The organism is Mycobacterium sp. E1715, from assembly GCF_001667625.1.
Taxonomy (GTDB): domain Bacteria; phylum Actinomycetota; class Actinomycetes; order Mycobacteriales; family Mycobacteriaceae; genus Mycobacterium.
In genome coordinates, this window is sequence record NZ_LZJJ01000397.1 from 1 (window position 1) to 16,039 (window position 16,039).

12 protein-coding genes are annotated in these 16,039 nt (G+C 70.0%); 3 read left to right on the forward strand and 9 right to left on the reverse strand.

Annotation, left to right across the window (positions count from 1 at the left end):
- The coding region (locus A9X03_RS19355; protein ID WP_068262483.1) for a type I polyketide synthase at positions 1-4,435 on the reverse strand (4,435 nt) is incomplete at its 3' end.
- A gap of 284 nt (positions 4,436-4,719) precedes the next feature.
- On the opposite strand from A9X03_RS19355, the gene A9X03_RS19360 reads away from it, so the two are divergent.
- Positions 4,720-5,949, forward strand: coding sequence for a permease (locus A9X03_RS19360; RefSeq protein WP_067785228.1), 1,230 nt, complete (start codon positions 4,720-4,722; stop codon positions 5,947-5,949).
- A 78-nt stretch (positions 5,950-6,027) separates the two neighbouring features.
- A complete protein-coding gene (locus A9X03_RS19365; protein WP_067749886.1) occupies positions 6,028-6,717 on the forward strand; it encodes a flavodoxin in 690 nt (229 codons plus the stop codon).
- Position 6,718: 1 nt separating this feature from the next.
- On the opposite strand, the gene A9X03_RS19370 is transcribed toward A9X03_RS19365, so the two are convergent.
- The 6 genes from A9X03_RS19370 to A9X03_RS19395 form a co-directional block, all read right to left on the reverse strand.
- Complete coding sequence (locus A9X03_RS19370) at positions 6,719-7,972, reverse strand: trans-acting enoyl reductase family protein (protein ID WP_067785225.1); 1,254 nt, start codon at positions 7,970-7,972, stop codon at positions 6,719-6,721.
- A 180-nt stretch (positions 7,973-8,152) separates the two neighbouring features.
- Positions 8,153-8,635, reverse strand: a complete 483-nt coding sequence (gene coaD / locus A9X03_RS19375) for a pantetheine-phosphate adenylyltransferase (RefSeq protein WP_067785222.1) — start codon at positions 8,633-8,635, stop codon at positions 8,153-8,155.
- A 77-nt stretch (positions 8,636-8,712) separates the two neighbouring features.
- Positions 8,713-9,267, reverse strand: coding sequence for a 16S rRNA (guanine(966)-N(2))-methyltransferase RsmD (gene rsmD / locus A9X03_RS19380; protein ID WP_067785219.1), 555 nt, complete (start codon positions 9,265-9,267; stop codon positions 8,713-8,715).
- A gap of 10 nt (positions 9,268-9,277) precedes the next feature.
- Positions 9,278-9,901 carry a vitamin K epoxide reductase family protein gene (locus tag A9X03_RS19385; RefSeq protein ID WP_067749879.1) on the reverse strand — a complete coding sequence of 208 codons (624 nt, stop codon included), beginning with the start codon at positions 9,899-9,901 and terminating at the stop codon, positions 9,278-9,280.
- Between the two features lie 7 nt (positions 9,902-9,908).
- Complete coding sequence (locus tag A9X03_RS19390) at positions 9,909-10,667, reverse strand: DsbA family protein (protein ID WP_067749877.1); 759 nt, start codon at positions 10,665-10,667, stop codon at positions 9,909-9,911.
- Positions 10,668-10,742: 75 nt separating this feature from the next.
- On the reverse strand, positions 10,743-11,858 hold the full coding sequence (locus A9X03_RS19395; protein WP_067785216.1) for an alpha/beta hydrolase: 1,116 nt from the start codon (positions 11,856-11,858) through the stop codon (positions 10,743-10,745).
- 439 nt (positions 11,859-12,297) lie between these two features.
- Between A9X03_RS19395 and A9X03_RS19400 the strand changes: the two genes are divergently transcribed.
- Positions 12,298-13,143, forward strand: coding sequence for an aldo/keto reductase (locus tag A9X03_RS19400; RefSeq protein ID WP_156669945.1), 846 nt, complete (start codon positions 12,298-12,300; stop codon positions 13,141-13,143).
- A gap of 1 nt (position 13,144) precedes the next feature.
- Here the strand turns inward: A9X03_RS19400 and A9X03_RS19405 are convergent, their stop codons facing one another.
- Together A9X03_RS19405 and recG are read right to left on the reverse strand one after the other, a co-directional pair.
- Positions 13,145-13,858: an HNH endonuclease family protein gene (locus A9X03_RS19405; RefSeq protein WP_067749872.1), complete on the reverse strand. Its 714-nt coding sequence runs from the start codon at positions 13,856-13,858 to the stop codon at positions 13,145-13,147.
- 46 nt (positions 13,859-13,904) lie between these two features.
- The coding region (gene recG / locus A9X03_RS19410) for an ATP-dependent DNA helicase RecG (protein ID WP_197696104.1) at positions 13,905-16,039 on the reverse strand (2,135 nt) is incomplete at its 5' end.

Below are 16,039 nucleotides of genomic sequence, written 5' to 3' on the forward strand. Positions count from 1 at the left end.
CGACGCGGTGGTCGGTGACGTCCGCGCCGACGCGGGTGACGACGCCGCCCAGGTCGAATCCCAGCTGGTGCGGCTCGCCCTCCAGGTCGGGGTAACGGCCAAGCGCGGCAAGTACTTCGGCGAAGTTGACGCTGGACGCGTCGATCGCGACCTCCACCTCGCCCGGGCCGGGCGTCCTGCGGTCGACGGCGACGAATTCCAGCGTTTGCAGGTCACCGGGATGACGGACCGCCACGCGCATCCCCTCCGTCTCGTGGTTCACCGTGGTGACCCGGCGTTCGTCGGCGCCGAGGGGCGTGCAGCGCAGCCGCGCCGTGTGCCACTGCCCGCCGCGCCACGCGGTCTCGTCCTCGGCCGAGCCGCACAGCAATTCGTGGGCGGCACGTTCGACGTCCGCGTCGGCCTCGAGGTCGATCTGGGTGGTCCGCAGCTGCGGGTTCTCCGCGCCGACCACCCGCAGCAGGCCGCGCAGGCCGCCCTGGACCAGGTTCGGCGCGTCCCCGGGCCGCACGATCTGCGCCCGCCGCGTGATGACGTACAGGCGCGGCGGCGTCGCCGACATCTCCGGCAGGTCGCGGATCATGCGCACCACATGGCGGACCTGCTCGCGTCCGGCGAGCAGGCCCCGATCGTCCGGCTCCCCGGCCGGCGGCGGGCACACGATGACCACCCCCTCCAGGCCGCCACGCACCGCGGCGCCGAGCCGCTCAGCGTTGGGGCGGTGCTCGGCCTGCCGTGGCCAGCTCAGGAACTCTGTTTGTGCGCCAAGGGATTTCAGTGTATCCGCCAGGGTCGACGCGAGCGGGTCGGCCTCGGCGGTGTCGATCAGCAGCCAGGCGCCGACCGGCCGCTCGGGCACCGGCGGCAGCGTCCGCCGCTGCCAGTCGACGGTCAGCAGCCGCTCGGCCATCAGCTCGTCGGCGCCGCCACCCCGGCCGAGGCCCATGCGCAGGCCCTGCACCGCCAGCAGCACCATGCCGTCGGAATCCAGCAGATCGAGGTCGACGTCCACCGAGGACGCCGTCGCCGCGACGAGCCGGAGGTGGCAATAGCGGGCGCCGCGCGCCGGACCGTGGCGGCGCAGCCGCGCGACGCCCAACGGCAGCAAGCTGCCGTTGGCGGCCTCCTTGACGGCGGGGTGCGCCAGCACGGTCTGGAAGCAGGCGTCCAGCAGGGCGGGATGCACCCCGTAACTCCCCTGCTCCGCGCGGACCGCGCCGGGGAGCGCGACCTCGGCCACCACGCTGCGGCTCTTGCCTTCGGCGGTGCGCGTCGACACCAGACCGGCGAAGGCCGGACCGTACTCGACGCCGCGCTCGGCGAACGACTGTCGCAGCGCGGCACCGTCTTCCAGCTGCGGGTGGGTGGCCAGCAGGGCGGCGACGTCGCGTCGCTGCGGCTGCTCGTCGGCGACCGCGTGCAACACCGCCGCGGCGCTGCGGATCCGTTCCCCGTCGCGATCGGTCTCCACCACGAACTCGGCAACGCCCGCGTCCAGGATCGAAGCCACCGCGCTCACCGGCGTCTCGTCGTCCAGCAGCAGCATCTCCTCGAAGCGGACGTCGCGCACCTCCGCGTCCGGCCCCAGCACCGCCGCGGCGGCAGCCAGCGCCATCTCGCAGAAGCCCGCCCCCGGGAAAACCCCGACCCCGTTCACCCGATGGTCGGCCAGCCAGGGCAACGCCGCGGTGCCCACCCCGCCCTGCCACGCGTGGCGTTCCGGTTCCTCCGGCAACCGCACGTGGGCACCCAACAGCGGATGCACGTCGAGCGTGAACTGCCCGCGCCCCGGCGCGCCCGCCCCGCCGGCGTCGACGAGCAGCCGCTGGTGGGTCCACGTCGGCAGCGGCGCGTCCACCAGCCGACCGCCCGGGTACAGCGCGGAGAAGTCGATGGCGGCGCCGGCGCTGAACAGATCCGCCAGGAAGCCCAACAGCCCGTGCGGCATCGGCTGCTCGCGGCGCATGGCCGGCAGCGCGGCGATGCCAACGTCGGAGGCGCCCGCGTTCTGTTCGACCGCCCGGGTCAGCAGCGGATGCGGCGACGGTTCACCGAAGACGCGATGGCCGTCGTCGAGGGCGGCCTGCACCGCGGCGGCGAACTTCACCGACTGGCGCAGGTTGTCCACCCAGTATCCGGCGTCGAACGCCGGCCGGGCGCGTGGATCGTCCAGCGTCGCAGAGTAATACGGCACTTCAGCCGCCGCCGGCGTCAGATCGGCGAGTTGGGCGGCCAAGTCGGCGAGGATCGGATCGACCTGGGACGAGTGCGAGGCGACGTCCACGGCCACCTCGCGGGCCATCACCTCGCGGCCCTCCCACTCCGCGACCAGATCGCGCACCGCCTGCGTCGCCCCGCCGATCACGGTGGAGTTGGGCGACGCGACCACCGAGACCACCACGTCGCCGACGCCGCGGGCGGCCAGTTCGTCGCGCACCTGCTGGGCGGGCAGCTCCACCGAGGCCATCGCGCCCGCGCCGGCGATCCGGCACATCAACGCCGAGCGCCGGCAGATCACCCTGACCCCGTCGGGCAGCGACAGCGCGCCGGCCACCACGGCCGCCGCGATCTCGCCCATCGAGTGGCCGATCACCGCCCCCGGCCGCACACCGTAGGCGCGCATCGCGGTCGCCAGCGCCACCTGGAAGGCGAACAGTGTCGGCTGCACCCGGTCGATGCCGGTGACCGTCTTCGGCGCCGACATCGCCTCGGTCACCGAGAAACCCGACTCCGCCGCGATCAACGGCTCGGCCGCGGCGACGGCGGCGGCGAACGCCGGCTCCTTGGCCAGCAGCTCGGCGCCCATCGCGGCCCACTGCGAGCCCTGGCCGGAGAAGATCCACACCGGCCCGCGATCGTCATGACCGGCCGCCGGCGCGAAAGGGGTTTCGCCGTCGGCGATTTCGCGCAGCCCGGCGATCAGCCCGTCGATGCTGTCCGCCGTCACCGCGGTGCGCACGGTCCGGTGCGCGCGTCGCCGCGCCAGGGTGTAGGCCAGGTCGGCGGCGGACACGGTTTCCCGGTGGTCGCACACCCACTCGGCCAGCCGCCGCGCCGTGTGGCGCAGCTCGTCGGCGGAGGTGGACGACAGCGGGAACAGTAGCGACCGTGCGCTTTCCGCGCCGAACCCGTCGACGTCGGGGTCGGGCGCCTGTTCGAGGACGGCGTGCACGTTGGTGCCCGACATCCCGAACGACGTCACCCCGGCCCGCCGCGGGCCTTCGCCCTTGTCCGGCCACGGCGTAACCTCCTGCGGCACAAACAATCCCGTTTCGATGCGGGCAAGTTCGTCGGGCAGGCGGGTGAAGTGGGCCATCGGCGGCACCACACCGCTCCGCAGCCCGAGCACCGCCTTGACCAATCCGACCGCGCCCGCCGCTGCCTCGGTGTGCCCGACGTTGCTCTTGGCCGATCCGAGCGCGACACGATTGCCACCGGCTCCGTAAACCTCGGTGAGACTGGCGAATTCGAGCGGGTCGCCCTTCGGGGTTCCGGTGCCGTGGGCTTCGACCATGCCGACGGTGGCCGGGTCGACTCCGGCCGCGTCCAACGCCGCCCGGTACACCGCGGCCTGCGCATCGGCGGACGGCGTCGTGATCGTCTCGGAACGACCGTCCTGATTGACCGCCGTGCCGCGGACCACCGCCAGGATCCGGTCGCCGTCGCGCACCGCGTCGGGCAGGCGCTTGAGCAGCACCACCGCACACCCGTCGGAACGGACGAACCCGTCGGCCGCGACGTCGAACGTGTGGCAGCGTCCGGTGGGCGAAAGCATGCCCTGCGCGGACGCCGACGCCGACACCCGCGGATCCAGCACCAGCATGGCGCCGCCGGCCAGCGCGAGATCACTCTCGCCGGTGTTCAGGCTCGAGCACGCCAGGTGGACGGCGAGCAGGCCGGACGAGCACGAGGTGTCGAGCGTGATCGCCGGGCCCACCAGGCCCAACCCGTAGGCGATCCGGCCGGAGGCCATGCTGAACGGGGTGCAGGTGTAGCCGTAGGCGTCCTCCATCACACCCGCGTCGCCGCTGATCAGCGTGTAGTCCTGCTGGCACATCCCCACGAACACCCCGGTCCGCGAGCCGCTCAACGACGGCGGCGCGATGCCCGCGTGCTCGATCGCCTCCCACGACGTCTCGAGCAGCAAGCGGTGCTGCGGATCGATCGCGGTCGCTTCGCGTTCGCCGAAGCCGAAGAAGGCGGCGTCGAAACCGCCGGCGTCGTCGATGAAGCCGCCCCAACGTGACACGGACCGGCCGTGCACCCCGCGCTCGGGGTCGTAGTGGTCCTCGACGTCCCACCGGTCGGGCGGGATCTCGGTCACCAGGTCGTCGCCCCGCAGCAACGCTTGCCAGAACGCGTCGGGCGAGTCGATCCCGCCCGGAAGCCGGCATCCCATTCCGATGACCGCAATGGGGGTGACCCGTGGTTCCATCGCCGCTCAACCTCGTCTCAGGCCAACCGGCGATGCTGCGAGTATCACCGGCATCAGTGCAATTGAGAGGGCGCAGCGCAGCGTCGCTCGCGCCCCCCAACCCGAGCGGGTTTCGACGCGGAACCCAACGAAGCGCCAAGCTTAGACGCTCGAAGCAATCGGGGTGGGTCGAATAGGGGATTTCGGCCGGTGCCGCCCCGTCGCGAGCCGGTGAACTGGTGTTTTCGGCCGCAGCCGGGGGCCGGTCGCCCGGTTGCGCAATACCCCCTTGGGGTATAGCGTGCATGAGAGTATCCGAGCCACGAAGCGGGGATCAAGTGACACACACGGCGCTGGGGGCGGTCGGGCACGCGTTGGCGGTTGCCGGGTCGATGACGTGGGAAATTCTGTGGGCGCTGATCCTGGGCTTCGCCCTGTCGGCGGTGGTGCAGGCGGTGGTACGGCGCTCGACCATCGTCTCGCTGTTGGGCGACGACCGGCCGCGCACGCTGGCCGTGGCCGCGGGGCTGGGTGCGGCCTCGTCGTCCTGCTCCTACGCCGCGGTCGCCTTGGCCCGCTCGCTGTTTCGCAAAGGCGCCAGCTTCACCGCCGCCATGGCCTTCGAGATCGGGTCGACCAACCTGGTCGTCGAGTTGGGCATCATCCTGGCCCTGCTGATGGGCTGGCAGTTCACCGCCGCGGAGTTCGTCGGCGGGCCGCTGATGATCGTGGTGCTGGCGGTGTTGTTCCGGTTGTTCGTGCGGTCACGCCTGATCGACGCCGCCCGCGCGCAGGCCGAGCGGGGCATCGCCGGATCGATGGAGGGCCACGCCGCCATGGACATGTCGATCCAGCGGCAGGGTTCGTTCTGGCGACGGCTCTTCTCCGGAGAGGGCTTCACCTCGGTTTCGCACGTGTTCGTGATGGAGTGGCTGGCGATCCTGCGGGATCTGGTTCTGGGCCTGTTGATCGCCGGCGCGATCGCGGCGTGGGTGCCCGCAGCGTTCTGGCGCGGCTTCTTTCTGGCCGACGACCCGGGCCTGTCGGCGCTATGGGGACCGATCGTGGGACCGGTCGTGGCGATCGTCTCCTTCGTCTGCTCGATCGGCAATGTGCCGCTGGCCGCGGTCCTGTGGAACGGCGGCATCAGCTTCGGCGGGGTCATCGCGTTCATCTACGCCGACCTGCTCATCCTGCCGATCCTGAACATCTACCGTAAGTACTACGGCACCAAGATGATGCTGACCCTGCTGGGCACGTTCTACGCCTCGATGGTGGCGGCCGGCTATCTGATCGAATTGCTCTTCGGCGCAACCAAACTCATTCCCACCCAGCGGAACGCGACCGTCATGGAGGCGGCCATCTCGTGGAACTACACGACGTGGCTCAACATCGCCTTCCTGGCCGTCGCGGCGGTGCTGGCCATCCGGTTCGTCACCTCCGGCGGCATGCCCATGCTGCGGATGATGGGCGGTTCCCCCGATGCCGAGCATGAGCACGACTGCCACCACGACCACGGCCAGCAACCTCACTAGCCCGATTGCCCAGAACCGCATCCACCGGCGATGATGCTCCGAAGCGATCGGCAACGGTCGAGAAGGAGTGGCTGAAAGATGACGGACATGTCGGCCGATCACGGCCCCCGGCCCCGCGTCCTGCTCCTCTACTACACGTTCACCGGGCAGGTGCTCGCCGTGCTCGAAACCGCGGGTGAGGTGTTCAGCGAACGGGGGTGGGAGGTGCACCGCGCCGCGATCACCTTCACCGATCAACGGTATTCGCAGCGGTTCAGCGTCTTTCCGTTGCGGCACGCGGCGCTCGACCTCCTGAGCGTGCTGCCCGCCCAGCTGCGGCGGGCGACGGGTGAGATCGAAACCCCGGACGAGGTGCGAAACGCCGCCTACGACCTGATCTGCATCGGTTCCTCGACATGGTGGTTCACCATGAACATGCCGATGCGAACCTTCCTGAAGTCAGACGAGGCGCGAAAGCTGCTCGCCGGCAAGCCCTTCGCGGCGTTCGCCGTCTGCCGTCGCTATTGGCGCGGCAATTTCGCGGCGGTCCGCAGGCTGGGCGAGAAGCAGGGCGGTCGCTACCTGGGCGGGGTCCATTTCGAGTACCTGGGCGGCCAGATCGCCTCCGGACTCTCGCTGATGAGCTACCTGCGGTCGGGCCGATACCGGGATCGGTATTTCGGGTTGCGCATTCCGGCGACCAATATCCAGCCGCACCAGCTGGAGCAGACCCGGATCTTCGCCCGCTCGCTCGCCGATCGACTGGCCGCCCGCAGCGCGGCGTCCTGACTCAGTTCAGCCGGATGGTGTGCATAGACACCCCGGCGGCCGGCAGCCGCGCCAGCAGCGCATCGCCCATCGCCGCCGCCGGGGTGAGCACTCCCGTCAGGTCGCTGAGTCGATCACGGTCGAGCGCCAGCGCAAGACCGCTCTCGCCGAGGAGGACTCCGGTCGCGTCGTACGCGTCGCGCTGCTGCGCGAAGGTGCCCAGGTAGCGGGCGCCGGAGGCCGTCGTCGTGTAGGTCTCGACCACGTAGTGGCCGCGCTCCCGCATCGCCTCGCCGGGGCCGGTGCCCGGCTTCGCGAGGGGCGCCAGCCACCGCCGCGGCACCCGCCTGAAGTGCCTGGTGCCGACCGCCCACCCGGCCGCCAGCGCCCCCGCGACGGCCGCGGAAGCGACCGGCGCCGCGAACGACCTGCCGAGGCTCATGGTCTCCGAGTAACGGAATCGCCTGCCGTAGGCCCAGTGCTGTAATGCGTTGCTGCGCCGAACTATTCGCGTGTTGTGGGGCCCCCAGACGAGCGGGCCCAGCCAGAAGCCGGCGAGCTCGGGCGCGATCCGGCCGCCCGCGTGCCACGGGAAGTCCCGTTGCCTGCCGAGATCGGGTTCGGCCCTTCGGTCTGTGGTCAGGGTGTACGGGTCGTTCATCAGGCGACGGGCTTGCGGGTCGCCGGACGCCGTGCGCATGGATTCGAATTCCGAGGCGACCGTGCCCCCGGAACCGCCGCCCTGGAAGAAGGAGCGAAACACGAAGGTGGTGTCGCAGAGTTCCCCGGCGCCGTCGCGGGCCGCCCGCCGATACAGCTGATAGACGTTGAGATCCGAAGGCATGGAGGCGAATCCGCACGAGACCACGATCCGCGCGCCGGTTTCGACGGCCTGCTGGTGGTATCGGTCGATGCTGTCGCGGACGAACATCACCTCCCCGGTGAGGTCGGCGTAGTCCGTCCCGGCCTTGACGCAGGCCGCCACCACCGGCAGTCCGTAATTGGTGTACGGACCGACCGTCGTCAGCACCACCCGGGCGCGGGCCGCCATGGCGTCCAGCGTCGACGGGTCCGACACGTCCGCCACGATCAGCGGCCAATCCCGTGCGGCCGGGCCGAGCGCGCCGCGGGTCGCCGCCAGCCGGTCCCGGGAGCGCCCGGCCAGCGCGACGCGGGCCGCACCGGCCGCGCCGGCCAGGTAGCGGGCCGTCAACCCGCCGGAAAATCCCGTGGCGCCGTACACGACGATGTCGAAGTCGCGCTCGGTTGGGCTCATCGCCGGATCTCCTCACCCGCTCCTCGGCGAAGAGCGGTTCAGCGACCGTATCTCGTCACCCGACGGGCGTGGGTCGCGTCCGGGAAAATCGGATCCGGTATGAGCCGACGGGTCCCGGGACCCGCCTGGCGCAGGGCATTTCATCGCGTGCGTCCGAACCGTCCGGTGCGCCGGGGCCTTTCAGGAGCGGCCGGCGAGCTTTTCGCGCAGGCGGCGGTTGACCGGTTCGGGCAGTAGCTCCGACACGTCGCCCCCGAATGTCGCGACCTCCTTGGCCAACGACGACGAGACGAACGAATACCGTGGTGTCGTCGCGACGAAAAAGGTGTCCACCCCGGCGATGTGCTTGTTCATCTGCGCCATCTGCAGCTCGTATTCGAAGTCGGTGCCGGTGCGCAGGCCCTTCACGATCGCGGTCATCCCCCGCGACCTGACGAAGTCGACCACCAGACCCTGTCCGGCCTCGACGCGCAGGTTGGGCAGATGGGTGGTCGACTCGTTGATCATGGCGATCCGCTCGTCGAGGTCGAACATGCCCTTCTTCGCGGGGTTGGACAGGATCGCCACCACCACCTCGTCGAACTGGGCCGAGGCGCGTTCGAAGACGTCGATGTGCCCCAACGTCACCGGGTCGAACGAGCCCGGGCATACCGCGCCACTCATGACGCGCGCCGGCGACGATGCAGAACAACGAGATGAGAAGGAGCGGCGCACATGACGAAAGACGCTACACGCCGGCCTCACGGCCGCTCGGCCATCTCCAACCGGGTGTCCCCGTACACGCGTGGCGGCCGCACGGACCAGCCGGCCGGCCAGGTCAACGGCGTACCGCTGGCCGCGCGCTCCACCACCGCCACGGTTCCGGAGTGCGCCCAACCGTGGGCGACCAGGGCGGCCAACACGGCCTCCACCTCGGCGGCCGCCACGTCGTAGGGCGGGTCCGCCAGGACGAGGTCGACGGGGTTCGCGGCTCCGGCGGCCAGGACGGCGGCGACCGCGCCGCGGCGCACCGTCGCGCCCGCCAAACCCAGGGCGTCGATATTGCGCGCGATGACGGCCGCGCTGCGCTGATCGGACTCCACGAACAGAGCCGAGGCCGCCCCCCGCGACAGCGCCTCCAATCCCAATGCGCCCGAACCGGCGTAGAGATCCAGCACCGCCGCGCCCGTCAGGTCTTTTCGCGCGGTCAGGATGTTGAAGAGCGATTCACGCACCCGGTCGGTGGTCGGCCTGGTCCCGCGCGGCGGGACGGCGATGCGCCGGCCGCCGGCCACGCCGCCGATGATGCGGGTCACGTGCCCACGCCTACAGCAGCGTCGACCAGTAGTCCCAGAACCGCGCCATGATCAGCAGGAACACCGCGGTGAACCACAGCGCGACGATGGACCACCGCCACTGGTACAGCACCCAGCCCACACCGCGTCCGCGGCGCTGCAGCGCCGGGCGCCACACGATCGACGCGACGACGACCAGCAGCGTGACGGTGGCCGCCCAGACGACCATGCAGTACGGGCACAACGCGCCGATCGTGTAGAGGCTCTCGTAGATCAACCAGTGCACGAACGCCGCGCCGGCGAGCAGCCCGATCGTCAACCCGATCCAATACCATTGCGGCAACGACACTTTCGTCACCGCCAGCAGCCCGGTGACGACCACCACGGTGAAGGCCACCAGGCCGAGCAGCGGGTTGGGAAAACCCAGCACCGACGCCTGCGGGGTGACCATCACCGAGCCGCACGACAGGATCGGGTTGAAGTTGCACGACGGCACATACGCCGGGTTGAGCAGGAGGTCGATCTTCTCCACGGTCAGCGTTGCGGAGGCGGCCAGGCCGATCACGCCGGCGATCAGCACCCACCACGCGCTGGCCGCCGGTACGCGCGCTTCCTGAGGCGATTCCGCTGTCAGGTCGGCGGTTTGGGTCGACACCGGGTGATCAGGCGGCCGGGGGGGCGGTGGCGCCGTCGATGCCCGGCACGTCGCCCACGATGCTCTTGATCTTGGCCACCAGAGCGTCCGGTGTGGACGGGTCGTAGTCGTCGCCGTTGATCTTGATGGTCGGCGTGGCGTTGATCTTCGCGGCCGACGCCTCGCCGGTGACCTTGGCGATGTACTTGCCGCTGTTGATGCAGTCGGGCACCTTGCCCACGACGCCGGCCTCGCGGGCGAGCTCGATCAGCCGGGCGTTGTCGGGGAAGCTGGTGCCGCGTTCGCTGGGCTGCAGGTCGGTGGTGTACAGCGCGGTGTGGAATCGGCGGAACGCGTCGATCGACTCGTCGGCCACGCACAGGGCCGCGGCCCCCGCCCGCGACGAGTAGTTCTGGTTCCTGGCGTTGTCCAGGATCGACACCATGGAGTAGTCGGCCGCGATGGCGCCGACGTCGATCAGCCTGGACACCGTCGGACCGAAGGTCCGCTCGAAGTTGCCGCAGGCCGGGCAAAGGAAGTCCTCGTAGAACGTCACCACGGCCTTGGGGTTGTTGGTCCCGGGCTGGGTGACCAGCTTGCTGGAGGTCACCCGCACGGTGTCGCCCGCGCCGATGGCGGCGGTCTTCTTGTGGTGCGTGACCACGATGTAGGAGACCAGCGCGACCAGGAAGATGACGACGACGGCGGTCCCGCCGATCTGCACGAGTCGGCCCGATTTACCGTCGGCCGCCTTCATGTCAAAGCGCGGTTTGGATTTGTCGGCCACAGTTGCGCGATCCTTCGGTAATCGGGTGGTCGTTCGTGGGCGCCTCTAGATTACCGGCGCCGACGGCGCAACAGATCAGACCCGGCTCAGGTGGGCCCGCAGAGCCGAGATCAACTCCGTGGTCGCGGCGGCGCTGCCGCCGCCGAGCTGGAACAAGTTGACGAAGCCGTGCGTCAGCGATCCCATGCACCGCAGATCGACCGCGGTCCCGGCCGCCCGCAGCGCCTCCGCGTAGCTCTCGCCCTCGTCGCGCAGCGGATCGAACCCGGCGACCGCGATCAGGGCCGGTGCCAGCCCGGCCAGCGACTCGGCCAGCAGCGGGGATACCCGGGGATCCGCCCGGTCGACGCCCGAGCCGCGCAGGTACTGGGACTCGAACCAGTCGATGTCGCGTTTGGTCAGCAGGAAGCCGCGGGCGAACAGGCCCAGGGAACGGGTCTGCGAGGTGAAATCGGTCCGCGGGTAGATCAGCCACTGCAGCACCGGGGCGGGGGCACCCTCGTCGCGCGCCTGTTGGCAGACGACGGCCGCCAGGTTGCCGCCCGCGCTGTCCCCGCCGACCGCGACCCGGCCGGGCGCGGCGCCGAGTTCCTCGGCGTGGTCGTACGCCCATCTGAAGGCCGCGTAGGCGTCCTCGACTGCGGCCGGGGCCGGGTGCTCGGGGGCCAGCCGGTAGTCGATGGACAACACGTGGATGCCGGCGTCGCGGCACGTCAGCCGGCACAGCGCGTCATAGGAGTCCAGGTCGCCGATCGACCACCCACCGCCGTGGTAGAAGACCAGCATCGGCGCGGACGCGCCGTTGGCGGGACGGTAGTGCCGCGCCGGGATCTCACCCGCGGGTCCGGGCAGCGTCAGGTCACGGACGTCGACGTGGATCTGCGGCCCGGGAAGCTCCAGCAACATCTGCCGTAACTGAGCGCGGGACGCGGCCGCGTCGTCGTCGACCACCAGGCCGTCGATGCCGACGGCGCGCAGGCCGGAGAGCATCAGCTGAAGCGTGGCGTCCAGCGTGTTGCCGTCGATGGTCACCGAGCGGCCGCCGAACAGCGCGCGCTTGGCGGGGGTCGGGATCCACGGGATGACCTTGACACCGATCGTGGAGACGGCGCCCTGCATGCGACTGGTCAGGCGCATGGGCGCGTGTTTGACGCCGAGATGGAGGTCCGGCGCGGGCACGCTCTTGGTCATGGGCACTCCCTGTACATAACGTGGCGACGCTCGACGACGGACGATTTTTCGTTCCGCACCGTCTCGGACTCTTCCGGTGTTCGGCGGCCACCGAGCGGGTGCGGTCGGTGGCCGCGCTGCGCGTCCGGGTACCGGCTGGACGGGTGGCCCGCTCCGGTGAGCCGTGTGCCAACTCTACGTGGTGACGAATATCCCAAAAAGAAGACCGGGGTCCAGACCACCGCGGCCCGGCCCGGTGTCGCTGAGGTGGTATTTTCCAGCTCGGTAATATCGTGATCCCCAAGCCGGTAACCGCCTCACGGATTGCGAGCAGCTTCGACGTGTTCGATTTCGAACTCAGCGCCTGGAATTCAGCGCCGATGGAATGGCGTCGATCTCCTCGCTTGATGGCGCCCGGTTGGGCCCACGAAACTTCAATTCCACAGGCAGGTGAATGACATTGGCTGGCGAGTCGGGCGCTGCCGTGCCCTCGATAGCTCTTAATGACGAAAACACGATGCCGGTGCTGGGCTTGGGCGTCGCTGACCTGTCCGAGGACGAGACGGAACGGGCGGTCTCCGCGGCGCTGGAGATGGGCTGCCGCCTGGTCGACACCGCGTCGGCCTACGGCAACGAGGCCGCCGTCGGCCGTGCCATCGCGGCCTCCGGGATCCCCCGCGCCGAGCTGTTCGTCACCACCAAGCTGGCCGCCGCCGACCATGGGTTCCTGCGGGCCGAGGAGGCCTGCAAGGAAAGCCTGGAGCGGCTCGGCCTGGAGTACGTCGACCTGTACCTGATCCATTGGCCGGTGCCGTCGCGCGGTGAGTACGTGAACTCGTTCGGCGGGCTGATCCAGTGCCGCGGGAACGGGCTGGCGCGCTCGATCGGTGTCTCGAACTTCACGGAGCAGCACGTCACCGACGTCATCGACCTGACCTTCGTCACCCCGGCGGTCAACCAGGTCGAGCTGCACCCGCTGCTGAACCAGGCCGACGTCCGCAAGACCAACGCGGAGCACAACGTTGTCACCCAGGCCTACACACCGCTGGCGCTCGGCAAGCTCACGGACAACCCGACGGTGACCTCGGTCGCCGGCGAGTACGGCAAGACGCCGGCTCAGGTGCTGCTCCGGTGGAACCTGCAGCTGGGCAACGCGGTGGTCTTCCGGTCCGCCAACCCCGAGCACATCGCCGGCAACCTCGACGTGTTCGACTTCGAGTTGGCCGCCGACCACATGGACGCGATCAACGGGCTCAACGACGGCACCCGGCTGCGCCCGGATCCCAACACCTTCGAGGGCGCCTGAGCTAACCCGCCGGGCAGGTGGCGGCCGCCTGGCGGAGCACACCGGTCGACGCCTGGTCCACCGGCAGCGCGTAGCCGCGCAGCACGGCGATGAACTGCATTGCGTACTGGCAGGCGAACGCCGCGTTCGGCGGCATCCACTGCGCCGGCGAGGCGTCGCCCTTGTCCTGATTGGCCTGCCCGTCGACGGCCAGCAGGTTGGCCGGATCGTTGGCGAACCGCAGCCGCTCCCCGTCCGGCCAGTTGTAGGCGCCCATGTCCCAGGCGTAGGCCAGCGGGACGATGTGATCGATCTGCACCGCCTCGCCGACCTTGGCGCCCCGCTGGAAGGCGATCGTCTTGTTGGTGTACGGGTCGTGCAGGGTGCCGGTGGCCACCGCGTCCGGACACCGCTTGGTCGACACGTAGGTCTTGTCCACGAGGTCGCGGTTGAGGATGTCGTCGCGGGTGTCGCAGCCGTTGTGGCCCAGCGGGGCGTCGTTGTCGTCGTCCCACGCGTCGCCGAACGCCGCCCTGCGGTAGTCGTACCGGTGCGCCCGCAGCGGCAGCACCGCGATACCCGCGAGCACGTCGGCGCCCGGTTGCACGGTCGGAACGTCGGCGCGCGCGGCGTATTCGTCCGCGTGCCTGGCCGTCGAGGATCCGACCGTCTGGTAGGCCACCAGCAGGGCGAGCGCGGCGGCCGCGGACAACCACAGCAGCACTTTGCGGTTCACAAGCGCCGCTCCTCCTCATCGCTTCGCTCTGCATCGTCGCCGGCGGTCACGACTTGTCCAGGTATTCGATCCGGTCGGTGGTGACGAAAGGCGCTGCCAGCAAGGCCAATTCGGGGCTGGCCGGATTTTCGTCGTAGCTTCGGACGCAGAAGTCCCGCGCGGCCTCGATGACGTCGCGGTGGTCGGCCAGCGAGAGCAGGCGCAGGTTGATCGCGCGGCCGGACTGATTGCGGCCCAAGACGTCTCCTTCCCGGCGCTCCTTGAGGTCGAGGTCGGCGAGCGCAAACCCGTCCTGGGTCGCGGCCACGGCCGAGAGCCGCCGGCCCGCGGGCGACCCCGGCGAGACCCAGGTGGCGAGCAGGCACAGACTCGGGTGCCGGCCGCGGCCGATGCGGCCGCGCAGCTGATGCAGCTGGCTGATGCCGAACCGGTCGGCATCCATCACCAGCATCACCGTGGCGTTGGGGACGTCCACGCCCACTTCGATCACCGTGGTGCACACCAGCACATCGGTCTCACCGGCGCGAAACGCCGCCATCGCGGCGTCCTTCTCCTCGGCGGACAGCCGGCCGTGCATCAGCCCGAGGCGCAGGTTCGCCAGCTCGCGCGCACGTAGCCGCGCGTAGAGTCCCTCGGCCGTCTCCGACGGTCTCGCGTCCTGCTCCTGCTTCTCCGGCTCGTCGGTATCGTCGATCCGGGGCGCCACCACATAGGCCTGCCGGCCGGCGGCGACCTCCTCGTTGATGCGCCGCCAGGCGCGGTCGAGCCACGCGGGCTTGTCCCTGACGAAGATCACGTTGCTGGTGATCGGCTGGCGTCCGCGCGGAAGTTCGCGCAGCGTCGAGGTTTCCAGGTCGCCGTAGACGGTCAATGCGACCGTGCGCGGTATCGGCGTCGCCGTCATCACCAGCAGGTGCGGGGTCACACCGGGACGGGCCTTGGCCCGCAACTGGTCTCGCTGTTCGACCCCGAACCGGTGTTGCTCGTCGACAACCACCATGCCCAGGTTGTGGAATTCCACCGCGTCCTGCAACAGCGCATGAGTGCCCACGACGATCCCGGCCTGACCGCTCGCCACCTCGTCGCGGACTTGCTTCTTCTGCGCCGCGGTCATCGAACCGGTGAGCAGGGCTACCCGCGTTGCGTTGTCCGCGCCACCGAGCTGGCCAGCCATCGCCAGCGGGCCCAGCACGTCATTGATGGACCTAAGATGTTGGGCCGCAAGGACTTCCGTCGGCGCCAGCAGCGCACACTGGTAACCGGCGTCCACCAGTTGCAGCATCGCCAGCACCGCGATGATCGTCTTGCCCGAGCCGACCTCGCCCTGCAGCAGGCGGTTCATCGGCCGGGTTGCCGAGAGTTCCCCGGCGAACACGTCGAGCACCTCGCGCTGCCCGGCGGTCAGTTCGAACGGCAAGCGCCCCAGCAGTTCCGCGGACAGGCCGTCGGGGCGCGGCGGCGCCGGGGGTCCCGATTCCGACAGCTCGCTGTGCCGCCGGGTGACCAGCGCCCACTGCAGCCCCACGGCCTCGTCGAACGTCAGCCGCTCCCGCGCCCGCCGCCGCGCCGAGGAGTCTTCGGCCAGGTGGATGTCGCGCAACGCGCGGTCCTCGGAGACCAGGCCGTGGCGGCTGCACAGGCCCGCGGGCAGCGGGTCGTCGACCGGGTCCAGGACGTCGAGTACCTGGCGCACGCACCTGAAGATGTCCCAGCTCTGCACCTTCGTGGTCGCCGGATAGATCGGGAAGAAGGCGCGCTCGAACGCCGCCATCTGCACCTCGCCGGTGGTGGCCTGGGAGGCGATCGCGATGTTCTTCAGCGAGCTGGTGCCACGGTTCTTGCCGTCCGGGGAATCGAGGATGAGGAAGGCCGGGTGCGTCAGTTGCATGACGTTCTTGAAGAACCCGACCTCCCCGGACAGCATCACCTTGGTGCCCTCGGTCAGGTCCTTCTTCAGATAGTTCGCGTTGAAGAACGTGGCGGTCACCTTGTTGCGGCCGGCGCCGAGGGTGATCCGGTGGCAGACCTTCTTCGGGGTCTTCTTCATCGGCCAGGTCTTGGTCTCGGTGATCGTGTCGACGATGGTGATGTGCTCGCCGGCCGGTGGGCGCTGGTCGTCGGCGTCCCACCGGGTCGCGCCCTCGGTGTAGCTGCGCGGGTAGTGGCGCAACAGATCGTGCG